The organism is Xanthomonas sp. NCPPB 3582, from assembly GCF_041475735.2.
Classification (GTDB): Bacteria; Pseudomonadota; Gammaproteobacteria; order Xanthomonadales; family Xanthomonadaceae; genus Xanthomonas; species Xanthomonas codiaei.
Genome location: NZ_CM192968.1, coordinates 177,740 through 191,502, shown reverse-complemented (window position 1 = coordinate 191,502; position 13,763 = coordinate 177,740). Strand labels below are relative to the sequence as shown.

Annotated in this window: 6 protein-coding genes; 1 reads left to right on the top strand and 5 read right to left on the bottom strand. The window is 63.8% G+C overall.

All coding sequences use genetic code 11. The annotated features are described in order from the left end of the window. Positions 1 to 30: 30 nt before the first annotated feature. From ACCQ05_RS00750 to ACCQ05_RS00740, 3 genes are all read right to left on the bottom strand, one after another. On the bottom strand, positions 31 to 582 hold the full coding sequence (locus ACCQ05_RS00750) for a hypothetical protein (RefSeq protein WP_372392619.1): 552 nt from the start codon (positions 580 to 582) through the stop codon (positions 31 to 33). Between the two features lie 568 nt (positions 583 to 1,150). Next, positions 1,151 to 5,005, bottom strand: coding sequence for a translocation/assembly module TamB domain-containing protein (locus tag ACCQ05_RS00745; RefSeq protein ID WP_372392618.1), 3,855 nt, complete (start codon positions 5,003 to 5,005; stop codon positions 1,151 to 1,153). Then, positions 5,002 to 6,783, bottom strand: a complete 1,782-nt coding sequence (locus ACCQ05_RS00740) for an autotransporter assembly complex protein TamA (RefSeq protein WP_372392616.1) — start codon at positions 6,781 to 6,783, stop codon at positions 5,002 to 5,004. The genes ACCQ05_RS00745 and ACCQ05_RS00740 overlap by 4 nt, the downstream gene beginning before the upstream one ends. Before the next feature lie 174 nt (positions 6,784 to 6,957). Here ACCQ05_RS00740 and ACCQ05_RS00735 point away from each other — a divergent pair, with 174 nt between their 5' ends. After that, positions 6,958 to 9,708, top strand: coding sequence for a TonB-dependent receptor domain-containing protein (locus ACCQ05_RS00735; protein ID WP_372392615.1), 2,751 nt, complete (start codon positions 6,958 to 6,960; stop codon positions 9,706 to 9,708). 241 nt (positions 9,709 to 9,949) lie between these two features. On the opposite strand, the gene ACCQ05_RS00730 is transcribed toward ACCQ05_RS00735, so the two are convergent. Together ACCQ05_RS00730 and glyS are read right to left on the bottom strand one after the other, a co-directional pair. After that, a complete protein-coding gene (locus ACCQ05_RS00730; protein ID WP_372392614.1) occupies positions 9,950 to 11,539 on the bottom strand; it encodes a tetratricopeptide repeat-containing sulfotransferase family protein in 1,590 nt (529 codons plus the stop codon). Then, entirely contained in the window at positions 11,539 to 13,734 is a 2,196-nt protein-coding gene (gene glyS / locus ACCQ05_RS00725) for a glycine--tRNA ligase subunit beta (protein WP_372392612.1), read from the bottom strand. The genes ACCQ05_RS00730 and glyS overlap by 1 nt, the downstream gene beginning before the upstream one ends. Positions 13,735 to 13,763: the final 29 nt, after the last annotated feature.

Sequence of the window (13,763 nt, the reverse complement as noted above, 5' to 3'; positions counted from 1 at the left end):
TTGCCGCCTGAGCGGCAACTTTCGTTGGCCTCACATACTGGTGCACGCCACCCTTGTCCTGAACCGTGACCAGCATTCAGCTGGCACTGTAATGCTACTTGATGCACGCTTTTCTCCTTGATACACAACTGCTGAAGAGATAACGTGATCAGCCCCATCTACAGGGGTGTTACCGTAATTTATCTTCGTATTCACCCCGACTGCAGATGGGTAAGAGTTTAGCCACGATTGAACAATTTCAGGATTCTGAAAAAGGAGCTTTGTGCCAGACCTCACCCAAGGAAATGTTGATGCAGCAAGAGAATTTCCAGCATCATCAGACAGTGTGATGGCAACATTCCCAATTGAATTCAAATTGAAATCGGTCCCGGCCGTTTCAATATAAATATCGGTAGCACTAATAGCCGCAGTTACTAATCCCATATTTCGCAGAATAGATGACCTTCCGCCACCGCTAATTGTAATCTCCGCTTCTGCCGGCTGGCCAACTTTCTTGCGGACAGTGGCAGACCATTGGCAACCTGTAAGCATAAGAATAACCGCCGCCGCATTGGCTACAACAATGAATTTGCGCTTTTGCATTTTAAAATCCTTTTAATGAATAGCTTATTTGACAACTACCAAGTGGTTTTTAATCTTCGAACAGCTTTAGCCAATCGCACCAAAACTCATACAACCATCTTTTTTAATTTCAAAGAAACCACACCATGACAAATAAAATGACTTTGCATTCCATTTCTAATGAAAACGCGGAATTGGCCCTAAATTATTCGATTTATTTAAGTCAGGACCAGGGCCTCGCAACATTTTCTCAATAGATCAGCAAGTCCTTGGTAACGCACGCCCCCTGCAATGCCTAGTTACCATGAAGCCAACAACCACGCAAGATTTATTTTCAATATCTAACGGGTTTTGGTTGGCCGAGCGCAGGAAACTATGTCCTTAGAACTATATTAGTTATTTAAAAATCGCATTCTTGCCGAAATGCCTGAATTCCCAGTTCATCTGGCCACGTCGTTTGAGAAAGAATTGCCCAGAAGCATTCGTTAACGCTGAGCCAAGTAGTTACGCCGAATCCTAGCAAGTCCGGCCTTGACACAGTTTAGTAAGTCCTTTGCATCCCTACGCCGATCCTCAGCCAGACGAGACGCTACTTCTCCCGCCGCCAATTGATCGACCCCTTGGTCTCCACCGTGCTGGATTCGGCCTCGATGTCGAAGCCGCGGCTGAGCAGGTATTTGAGCGTCAGCACCGAGCCGCTGCCGATCATCGAGACGCCGTAGCCGACGTAGAGTTTGGGCGAGAGGTATTTGCCGAAGCCCACCACCGAGCCCAGGGTGCTGGATTGGCTGACGCCGGCGTCGTCCAGGCCGAGCTTGGCGCCGATCTGCGAGGCGATCAGGCTGCTGCCGGCCGACAGTGCGGCCGAGGCGGCGCTGACCTGCTGGGTCTCGTCGCTGCTGGCGGTGGACAGGCCGCGGCCGAGCACTAGGTAGGACAACGCTTCGGATTGCGACATCGCCGGTTCCGACCATACATCCGCACGCGGCGATTCGGCGCGGCCACTGACATCGATGCCGGCGGTGACGTCGCCGATCTTGCGTTCGGCACGCAGGCTCACGCGCGGGTCGGAGACGATGTTGTTGTTCCAGGTCAGCTGGCCGCGGGTGATGGTCAGGTCCTGTCCATAGGCCTTGTAGCGGCCACGCACGTCCAGCCCGCCGTTGGCGGTCATTTCGCGGCCCGGGCGCGCGCGGATCTGCATCTGCCCGCTCAGTCCACCCTTCAGGCCGAAGCCGCTCATGTTGACCTTGTCGCCGAGCACGATGGCCAGGTCCATATCCAGCGGCGAGGCCGGGGTTTCTTCCGGATCCACCGGGTCCAGCACCACCACGTCCTCGGACACCGAGGTGCCGCGGTCCAGGCGTTCCAGGTCGATGTCGGCCTCGGGCACGGTGACCTTGCCGCGCAACTGCATGGTGTTATCGGTGATGCCGAACTGCATGTACGGGTTGGCGATGATGCGCAGTTCGCTGGTGTTGTAGGCCAGCACGTTGTCGCCGCGGATATTCAGTAGCAGCGGCGTGCTGGTGCCGAACCACGACAGCCCGCCGTCGACGGTGAGCGTGCCCGGGCCGGACTTGGCCGAGGCGGTGATCTTGGCCGAGCCATCCGGCAACGCGTCGAAGCGGCCCTTGCCTTCGCTCAACGTCAAACCCATCGAGGGATATTCGGCGGTGAAATCGCTCAAGGTGGCGTCGCCGCCCAGCAACGGCTTGTCGCGGGTACCGCGCAGGCTCACATGGCCTTCGACCAGGCCCTTGGGCCGCACCACGTCGGCCACCACCAGCTCCAGCCAGTACAGCCGCGACATATTGAGATACAGCTCGCCGTTGAGCGGGGCATAGGCATCCCAGCCGGTGTTGAACTTGGCATCGACGAAGCCGGCGCCCTGGAAGCCGATACCCAACTTGGCCTGGATCTGCTGCTGGGTGAAATCGGCCTGCATGCTGAACTGGTCGTAGCGCAGCAGCTCGCCGCGGTTGGGATTGCCGGCCACCGCGGCGTAACGGGTTTCGCCCAGGCGGATGCCGCCTTCGGGCGAAGCGATTCGGAAGCTGCCCTCCCAGGCGTTGCCGCGCGGCTTGAAGCTGCCGTCCAGCGTCAGTTCGCCACGCAGGTAGATCTGCCGGCCTTCCTGCTTGGGCAGCCACGGCTGCACCAGCGACAGCGGCAGCGCGTCGCCATGCACCACCATGCCCTCGCGCGGCCAGTTGGCGCTGGCGCACAGCGCACCGCCGGTGGCGGCGCCCAGGCAGGTGTCGGACAGGGTGAAGGCCGCGCCGTCGGTGCTGAACTGTGCCGGCTGGCGCAGTGCCCAGGCATCGCCCTTGGCCGGTGCGATCCGCAGCGTGGCGACCTGGCCCTGCCAACGCGCGCCGTTGCGCTTGACATCGCCCTGCAGCGCGACGCTGGCCATACTGTTGGCGATGTCGGCATCCAGGCGCAGCGCTTCCACCGCGCCGCGTGCCTGCACGCGCACGCTGTCCAGCACCACGCCGGCCTCGATCGCGCTGCCCTGCAGGGCCAGCTGCCCGTCGCTGCCGCGCCACGGCAGCCGGCCGCGCAGGCTGAGGCTCTGCGCGCTATAGGTGTTCCAGCGCAGGCCATTGCCGGCGATGTCGGCGGTGATGTCCGGCGCATCGCGCTTGCCGCTGACCTGCAGCTGCCCGCGCACCACGCCGATGGCGCCGGGCAGCACATCGTCCAGCTGCAAGGGCTGCAGCTGCGCGGCGATGTCCAGCTGGTCGCCGACCTTGCCCTTGGCGGTGATGCGGCTGGCGCCCAGCGCCAGTTGCAGCTCGCCCTCGCCCTGTTCGCCGCGCAGGGCGAACTTGCCATTGGCCGACAGCGCGCGCTGACGCAGCTGGCCGGTCAGGCTGGGGATGTCGGCAGTGGCCTCCAAGCCCGGCGACACGCCCCCGGCCGGCGCCGGCAGCTGACGGCCTTTGGAAGCGATCCTCCCGGACAGGTTGCCGTTCCAGCCCGGGACGAAATAGCCCGGGTCGAACTTGGCCAATTGCGCGGCCAGGTCCCAGTGCAGTTCCGGCGTCCAGCCCACCTCGCCGGTCACCTCCAGCGCACCGCCCGGGGTGGTGGCCTGCACCTGCTTGAGCTGTGCGCGCTGATCGTTGCCGCGCGTATCGAACACCAGCTTGGCCTGCTGCCCGTCGCGCTCTACCGTGGCGCGGCCGATCGCCGCCCACGCCTGCAAGGTGCCGGCCACGCCCAGCCGCGCCTGGCGCAATTCCACCGGCACCAACGGCGCATCCGGCGTGGCCGGATCCGGAGTGGGAGTGAAGCGCAGGCCACTGGCATTGACCGCGAAGCGAAAGCTCGGGTTCTGGGAGTCGCGGAAATCGGCGGTGCCGCGCAATTCGGTGCGGCCTTCGAAGGTATCGATCACCAGCGGTTCGACGGTCAGCACCTGATCGACCAGGCTGATATGCGAGGGCTGCAAGGTCGCGCTCAGCTCGCCCTGTTTGACGCTGCCTTGCAGGTCGGCCTTGCCGCCCTTGCCGGATGCGGTCAGGTTCAACGCGATCGGCGTCGCCGGCGCAGCCGGCTCGCCATCGGCCGCCGGCATCAGCAGCGAGGTGTCCAGCGCCTCGGTCACCGCCTTGAAGGCCCAGGTTGGGTCGTCGCGGCCGGTGAAGACCAGGCTGGCCTGCAGCGGCGCCGGTGCCCGGCCGGCGATGGCCACTTCCATCTTGTCCAGGTCCCCGCGTGCCACCAGCCCCAGGCTGGCCGGGGTGCGTCCGCGTGCGGCCGGCAGCACCGCCGTGGCGGTGAGATCGGCGCGGTAGTCGTCATTGGGGATGTAGTCGCCATGCAGGCGGAAATCGCCCATATCGGTGTCGATCACCAGATCGCGCGTGCGCAGTTCGCCGGTGGCCACTTCCAGGCCGCCCTGCATCTTGCGCAGCACGATCATCGGCTGCTGCAGCTGGGTGATGCGCAGATTCTGCACGTCGATCTTGTCGGCCTGGATCGCCAGCGGCACGTTGATCTGCGGCAAGGAGTCGGGCCAGCTGGGCAGGGTGAACGGCTCCTCGCTCTTGCCCAGGTTCAAGCTCGCATTGCTGACCTGCACCGCGTCGAGCTGCAGCTTGCGGCCCAGCAGCGGGCGCAGGTCCGGCTCCAGATACACGCGCTCGGCGGTGAAGTGGATGTCCTGGTATTTGAAATCGACATTGCGCAGCGTCAGCGGGCCGGCGACCGGGCCCTCGACGCTGCCGTAGGTGAAGCTGGCACCTACCGGCAGCCGCGCGACCACCTGCGCCAGCAAGACATCGCGCCCGGCCACGGTCTGCAGCAACCAATAGAGCGCAATCAGGGCCAGCAGCACCAGCCCCAGCACGGTCAGGCCCGAGCCCACCCAGAAGCGGCGCCGGCGGTAGAAACGTGGGCGGCGGGCGGCGGGCGGCGGCGTGGGCGCGCTCACAGGTTGGCCCCGATATCGATGTAGAGCTGGAACTGCGAGTCGGGGTCGTTCAAGCCATGCGCGATATCCACCCGCACCGGCCCCACCGGCGAACGCCAGCGCAGGCCGAAGCCGATGCCGGTGTGCCAGTCCGGGCGGTCGTCGAAGGCGCTACCGCCATCGACGAACACCGCCCCGCCCCAGGGGCCGCCCTTGAGGTAATGCTCGTATTCGGCACTGGCGGTGACCACGTTCTTTGCACCGAGCGCGAATTCGTCCGGCTTGGGCGTGCGCGGGCCCACTTCGCGGAAGGCATAGCCGCGGATGCTGTTGGCGCCACCGGCGAAGAACCGCAGGCTGGGCGGCATCGCCACCAGGTCGCTGGTCCAGGTGGTGCCGCCTTCGCCGCGCAGGATCAGCCGGCCGTTGTCGCCGGCACCCAGGAACCAGCGCAGCTGCCCGTACAGCTGGCCGAAGTTGGTATCCGAGCCGGCCCCTTCGGCGCCGCCGCGGATGAACATCTGCCCGGACACGCCGCTGCGCGGAAACAGCCGGTCGTCGACGTTGACGTAGTTGGCCTGCAGCTGCGGATAGACCAGGGTGGAGGTCTCGTACACCGCGCCTTCGAAATCGTCGCCGCTGCTGAAGCGCCAGCGCTCGCGCAGGGCATTGATCGAGGCGATGGCGCTCCAGCGCTCGTTGATCTGACCGCTGCGGCTGCCGGTGAGCTTGACGTTGCGCAGGTCGATGTACTCGGTCTGTTCGTCGTAGAGCCGCGCCGAGGCGGTATACCAGCCGTCCAGCCAGCGGAACGCCGGCACCCGGTAGCTGGTGGTCAGGCTCTTGCGGTTCTGCGCGTAGTCCAGCTGCGTGTCCATCTTGTGGCCACGCGAATTGACGTAGCGCCGCTCCACCCCGCCACGCACACCGGCACCACTTTCGCTGCCGTAGCTCAGGCCGGAGGTGTAGATGGTGCGTTTGGCGCGGGTGAGCTTCACATCCACCGGCACCCGGCCCTGGTCGTCGGCTTCTTCCGGCTTGGGCTGGATATCGATGCTGCTGAAGTAATCCAGCTTGGTCAGCGATTCGCGCAGCCGGTCCAGCTTGCCTTCGTGGTAGTAGCTGCCCTCGTCCCAGTAGACCAGGGGATCGAACAGGCCGGGACGGAAATAGTCGTACTCGAAGCGCACCTTTCCCATGTCGTAACGGCGGCCGCTATCCCAATTGAGATCGATGTCGGCTGCATGCTCGGCACGCGTCACTGCCACCCGGCGCTGGGTGAAGTCGGCATCGAAATAGCCGCGCTCGGCCAGCCGGCGGGTGATGCGCACCTTGCTCGCTTCATATTGCGGATGACTGAAGACCTGGCCTTCGCGCGGCTCGAACTGCTTGAGGTCCTGCCCCAGGTAGCGGTCCTGCTCGGCCCAGCCGGTGATGGAGATATGCGAGGTGCGCACCCGCACCGGCTCGCCGCGATCGACCGTGATCACCACCGTCACCCGGTCGCCGGTGCGCGGCGCGGCCAGTTCGATGGTCGGCGAGTAGTAGCCGAACGGCTCCAGCGCCTCGCGCGTCTGCCGCTCGGCCTGTGCCAGCAGGTATTCCAGCCGCGACTCGCCCTGCTCCTTGCCCACGGCCTCATACAGCGACAACGAGACCTCGATGTTCTCGATCATCTCGGCGTCGTCGCCGTCGTCCAGCCCCTTGATCTCGATCTTGTCGATGGTCGCCCGGGCAACCGCTGGTAGCGGCAGGAACACGGTACACAGCAGGGAGAGAGCAAACGCGACTTTAAGCATCGGCCAAGGATACCCAGCCCTGCTGTGAAGGGACAAAAAATCTGAGCAAACGCGACTATACGGCGCGCGATGGAGTGGCTAGAGTCGGCAGGTTGTTAACGTTTCGTTGACACCCATAGCGCAGCCATCCCCCGATGGCCGCGCCCGTTCGACACCTTTGGAGAGAGGTCTTTCATGAAGCGTCATCTGCTGGTTACTGCGGTTTGCACTGCCCTGGCGTTGCCGTCGCTTGCGGCGGCACAGGATCAAGGCGAAGTGACCCAATTGGACAAGGTCACTGTGACAGGTTCATTGATTCCACGTTCCCAGATCGAGACAGCCACGCCGGTGTTCTCGATCACCGCCCAGGACATCCAGCGCCGCGGCTTCAAGGACGTCTACGACGTGCTGCGCTCGCAGCCGATGGCGACCGGCTCGGTACAGGATGGCCAGTTCAACGGGGGCTTCACTGCCGGCGCCAAGTCGTTGAGCCTGCTGGGACTGGATCCCGGCTTCACCCTGGTGCTGATCGACGGCCGGCCAATGGCCGACTACCCGTTGCTCTACAACGGGCAGAGCAACTTCGTCGACCTGGCCAGCGTGCCGGTGGGCATGGTCGAGCGCATCGACGTGGCGCCCGGTAACCAGTCTTCGATCTACGGCTCCAGCGCGATTGCCGGGGTGGTCAACATCATCCTGAAAAAGCGCATGGACGGCGTGCAGATGAATTACCGCATGGGCACCTACGACGGTGGCGGCGGCAACAACCAGCGCTTCCAGCTCACCGGTGGCAACGAGATCGGCGGCGCCAATATCGTGTGGGGCCTGCAGCTCAACAATCAGGACCCGATCTACGGCTTCCAGCGTCGCGATTTCGATTCCACCTCGGATAATCCGGACCCGGCATTGCGGTATGGCTCGCGTATCGCCTTGCACAACCTGCCGACCACCTACATCGACCCGGGCCAGGCAAACTGCGATGCGCTCGGCGCGCTGTTCAACGGCTCGGTGCAATACGACAACCGCGCCAACCGCGGCAATTTCTGCAGCAGCCGCACCGAACCCGGTTACGCCAGCATCCTCAACAAGGAACGCGGCGTCAGCGGCTATGCCAACCTAAGCTATGCCTTCAACGACAACGCCGAGGCGTATGCAACGCTGCTGCTCAATCGCACCAAGGTGGAAGTCAACAGTGGCTCGCGCTTCTGGCAGACCTCCTCCGACACCGGCGGCTTCTTCTACAACCAGGACACCCAGCAGCTGGAAGGCTATCAGCGCATCTTCGCGCCCGAAGAAACCGGCAATCTGGATTTCAACAACGACCGCCAGACCGCCGACTCCTACAACATCGCCGCCGGCATCAAGGGCGGTCTGGGTGCCAGCAACTGGACCTACGATGCGTACTACGCACGCTCGGAATATCGCATCGACAGCCGCCAGCAATGGCCGCTGGCCGACCGCATCGAAGATTTCTTCCGCGAACAGTTCCTTGGCGTGCAGCAGGGCGAGTACTACGGCTATCCGATCTACTCACCGAACGATGCCAACTTCTATCGCGCATTGACACCGGCGCAGTACCGCAGCTTCAACGATGAAATCCGCACCAAGTCCAGGACCTGGACCCAGAACGTCAACCTGCAACTGACCAACACCGAACTATTCAACATGCCGGCCGGTGCCGTGGGCTTTGCCGGTGTCTTGCAGGCCGGCAATCAATATTGGGAAAACCCGACCGATCCACGCGTCATCGCAGGCGACTTCTACCAGCTGACCGGCACCCAGGGCAGCGGCAAGCGTGAGAACTGGGCGGCTGCCTTCGAGACGCGTATCCCGATCCTGAGCACGTTGACGGCCAACCTGTCCGGCCGCTACGACGACTACAAGAACCAGGGCGGCGGTGGCGATTCCAAGTTCACCTACAAGGCCGCATTGGAATTTCGCCCGATCGACTCGCTGCTGTTCCGCGGCAACTACGCCACTGCGTTCAAGGCACCGGATATGGCATTCTCGTTCGCTGGCGACAGCGGGTTCTTCCAGGGCGTCAACGACTATTACCGCTGTGCGGTCGAAGAACCCGGCGTGCCGATTGCCGACTGCACCTATGGCGGCACCAGCATCCAGGGGCGTCGGTCCGGCAATGCCGATCTGAAGTCGATCACCGCCAAATCCTGGGGCGCCGGTGTGGTGTGGTCGCCGAGCGCCCGCTTCAGCGTCAATGCCGATTACTACAACATCAAGATCGACGACAAGGTCAGCGACCTGAGCACGGACAATTTGCTGCAGACTGAATCGGCCTGCCGCCTGGGCAGCCTGGACATCAGCTCGCCCACCTGCGTGGATGCGCTGTCGCGTATCGATCGTACGGGCCCCGATGCACCGGTACCCAATCGCCTGAGCAATATCCGGATCAACCCGGTCAATATTTCCAACGAGGAAATCTCCGGCGTGCTGACCAAGGCGACCTACAACCTGGCGACCGAATCCTGGGGCCTGTTCGTGTTCGACGCCCAGTACAACCTGACGCTCAAGCACGAAAGCCAGCAGTTCCCGCAGGACCCGGTGCGCGACCTGTTGAGCGAGCCGTTCTTCTCGTCCGAGTTCCGCAGCATCACCAATGCCTCGATCACCTGGCAGAAGGATGCCTGGACCACCACCTTGTTCGGCCAGCGCTACGGCCGTACGCCCAATTTCACCGCACAGCAGAGCACCGATGGATATGCGGTGGAAGGTGCGCGCAAGGTCGGTGCGTGGACCACGTTCAATGCGACGTTGGACTATGCGATCAACGACGACATCTCGCTCACGGCGACGGTCAACAATCTGACCGACGAGCGCCCCCCGCGCGACCGCACCTACACCAGCTACCCGTACTACAACATCTTCAACTACACCGGCTACGGCCGTTCCTACATGCTGGAACTGAACTGGCGCTTCGGCGCGCACTAAGTTCTCGCACAAGCATGATCCAGCGGCAGCCATCTGGCTGCCGCTGGCGTTTTTTGGCTTGCAAAGCGTCTGCGGCATGGTGGCTCGCCTTGCATGCCGCAGCGCTCATGACCTTGCGCGGAGGGCTCGGCCAACCTGCATGTTGCAGACCGGGCCCGAATGCATCGGTAATCGTCGTATACAGAGAGATCGAAAAACGCTCGCCGCGATCTGGATCGCTGCCACGCATCTGTCGACGCTGTTAAAGTGCGCCCACGTCGACCAGCCCGGCCTGTGACAACGCCTGCCGCAAGGGCTCCAGCTGGGTGGCATAGCGCCGCCATTCCTCCACGTTGCGACTGTGCACCCCTTCGCGCACCTGCACACTGCTCAACGTCGCCGACGCTGCCGCATTGCGCGTGATATCGATCTGCTCAGGCTCGATGTCCAAGCCGCAGCACGTCATCAACTGCGCAAGCACCGCAGACGGCTCGCGTACCATCTGCGCGTAGTCCACATCGATCACTCGGCCAGGCAAGGCCGCGCGCCATTGCGCCATCAACCCGTGATACGCCTGGTAGTGACGCGCCAGCGTGTGCAAGTCGTAGCTGTAACCATACGAATCGCCAAACAGCGCGCGGTAATTGGAGAAGCACACCGCCATCGGATCACGCACCAGATGCACGATCAGGGCATTGGGAAGCGCGCGCGCGATCGGGCCGATCGCCACAGCGTTTGCGGGCAACTTGTCGATATACCAGCGCGCCGCACCGGCGCGCCATTGCGTCTGCTCCAGATAGCGCTGGCCGATCTGCACGTAATCGAGTGAGGGAAGCGCCCGCAATAGGTCTGCATCGAGCAAGCTGCGACCGGCCTGGTCCGCTCCCCAACGCATTTGATGGCCGAAGTCGTTCAATTCGCCCGCCGAGACGATCTGCGAATGGTTCCCCAACAGGCGTTCCAGCACCGTGGTACCCGAACGCGGCAACCCAAGCACGAAGATCGGCTGCGGCCCCTGCGCCACCACGCTGTCGCCAGCGGCGAACACGCCCTGCGCGGCCATGGCGCCCAGTTGCGCGTACAGCGCTGCTTCGGCGTTCGCATCGTGGCGCAGACGCGCATGCATCACCGCATTACCGTGCTGAAGCGCCCCCCACGCGGCATCGGTGTCGCCTAGGTCTTCCAGCTCCTTGTACAAGGCAAACGCCAGCCCGGCACGGTCTTCGCTATCGGATTTGGAGAGCCGCAACTGCTGACGCAACTGCTCAACATGGTTGCTGCTGGCGGTCTGACGGCGCAGGCGCGCACGCGTCAACGCTGCTCGCCCGTAGCCGGGCTTCCGCGCCAGGGTCTGCTCCAACGCCTGCGCGGCCTCGTCAAGGCGACCGTTGAATTGCAACTGCACCGCAAGAAAAAAGCGGAAGTCCGGACCATCGAATCCGCAGGCCTGCGCGCGCTGCATCATCGCCAATGCGTCGACGTGTTCGCCCAGTGATTGGTGCACGTGGGCGAGCAAGGCCAAGGTCGCGCCGTCGCGGCACTGCATCACCGAGGGATGTCGCAACAGCGTGTGCAGTTCGCGATGCTCGCCCACGCGTAGCAAGGCCTGCGCCACACGGCAACGCATCGCCACGTCGTGGCCAACATCGCGCGCGGCCAGTTGTAATTGCGTTACCGCTTCACGCATGCGGCCGCTGGCCAACACGGTGCCGGCCAGCAAGACGCGCGCAGACACATGCGTCGGTTCGACATCCAGCAACGCCTGCAATGCAGACGCCGCCACGGCCAGATCACGCCGCGCCAATGCTGCCTGGGCGTTCTGCCAGTGAACCGCGCCGGCGCTGCTGGACATCAGCTGGACAGATGCTCGATGGCGGCGACGCTGCCCAGGCGGTCGCCGAGCTTCTTCAGCAGGGCCAGGCGGTTGGCACGCAACTGCGGATCTTCGGCATTGACCATCACGTTGTCGAAGAAGGCATCGACCTGCGGGCGCAGGCGGGCCAGGCGCGCGAGCACGGCGACATAGTCGTGGCGGTGCAGCGCATCGCCGGTATCGCCGATGGCCGCTTCCACCGCCTCGGCCAGGGCTTGTTCGGCCGGTTCGCGCAGCAGCGTGGTATCGATGTCGCCGGGGATCTCGTCCTCGACCTTGCGCAGGATGTTGCGGATGCGCTTGTTGGCTGCGGCCAGCGCCTCGGCCTCGGGCAGCTGGGCGAAGATGCCGATGGCGTCGATGCGGCGGTCGAAGTCGTAGAGGGAGCCGTGGGTCGCGCCCAGGTGCGCTCCTACGCCATGCGGTGCAGGAGCGCCTTCGGGCGCGACGGAGAACAAGGCTGCGACGGCGTTGAAGTGCGTTACCGGTACGCCCTTGTCGGCGTAGTAGCCGCGTAGGCGGTCGAGGATGAAGTCGAAAATTTCCCCGGCAAGCTGCACGTCTTGCGTCGAGTCAATCTCGGAAATCGTTTCTTCGTTCGTCAACGTCGCCTTTCTGACGAGCCTATCCCATGGCAACAATTTGGAAGCAGTCACCAACGTCGCCTTGAGGTCCAACTCAAACCCACTCTCAATCACCGTCCGCGCCAACCCCAACGCATTGCGCCGCAGCGCAAACGGATCCTTGTTGCCGGTCGGCTTCAAGCCAGCGGCAAAGCCGCCGGCCAACGTATCCAGACGCTCAGCGATCGCCAGCACCTTGCCCAGTGGCGAGAGCGCGATGTCGTCGCCGGCAAACCGCGGCTGGTAGGCCTCGTCGATGGCCAGGGCAATCTCGCTCGGCTCGCCGGCGGCCTTGGCGTAATGCCGGCCGGCAATGCCCTGCAATTCCGGGAATTCGTTGACCATGCGCGATTGCAGGTCGTTCTTGGCCAGCTCCGCGGCGCGACGCGCCTGCACTGGATCGGCACCGACCTGTGGGGCGATCGCCTCGGCCAGTGCCGCCACGCGCGCGACCTTGTCGGCCACGCTGCCCAGCTTGGCCTGGTAGGTCACGCTCTGCAGGCCTTCGCCCATCGCCTGCAAGCCTTGCTTGAGGTCTTCGTCGAAGAAGAACTTGGCGTCGGCAAAACGTGGGCGGATCACGCGCTCGTAGCCCTTGGCCACTTCGGCCACGTCCCGGGAGACGATATTGGCGATGCCGATGAACTGTTCGGTCAACTTGCCGCCGGCATCGAGGACCGGGAAGAATTTCTGGTTGATCTCCATGGTTTCGATCAGCGCTTCCTGCGGTACCGCCAGGAAATCGCGCTCGAAACTGCACAGCACCGCCGACGGCCATTCCACCAGGTTGACCACCTGCTCCAGGTTGTCGTCGCTGATGCGCGCGCTGCCGCCGGCCTGCCTGGCGGCCGCTTCGACCTCCTCGACGATGCGCGTGCGGCGTGCGTCGGCATCCACCAGCACGTGCGCCGCGCGCAATGCATCGATGTACTCGCCAGGCGCTGCCAACGACACCTCACCCTCATGCATGAACCGATGGCCGCGGCTGACGCGGTCGCCACGCACGCCCAGCAATTCGGCCGGAATCACCTCGCTACCGAACAGCAGCACCAGCCATTGCACCGGCCGGGCGAAGGCGTATTCGTGCGCGCCCCAGCGCATCGGCTTGGGGATGGGCATGGCGGCGATGGCCTCGCGCAGGATCTCCGGCAGCAGCGCGGCGGTGCGCGCGCCCGGGGCCACCGCACGGTGCACGAAGCGCTCGCCCTTGGCATCGCTGGTGCGCTCCAGCGCGGTCCAGTCGATGCCGGCCTTGGCGGCGAAGCCGGCCAGTGCCTTGGTCGGCTGGCCTTCGGCGTCGAGGGCGATGTTGAGATACGGCCCCAGCACTTCGGAGCGCTGCTCCGGCTGCTCGGTGGCCACGCCCGGCAACAGCACCGCCAAGCGGCGCGGGGTGGACAGCGGCTTGGCATCGCCGCGGGTGACCGTAACGCCGCGCTTTTCCAGACCGCTCAGCACGCCATCGAAGAAGGCCTGCGCCAGACCCGGCAGCGCCTTGACCGGCAGCTCTTCGGTGCCCAGTTCGATCAGCAGGGGAAGTTGTTCGCTCATATGACATGGACCTTTGCGTATTCCCTTCT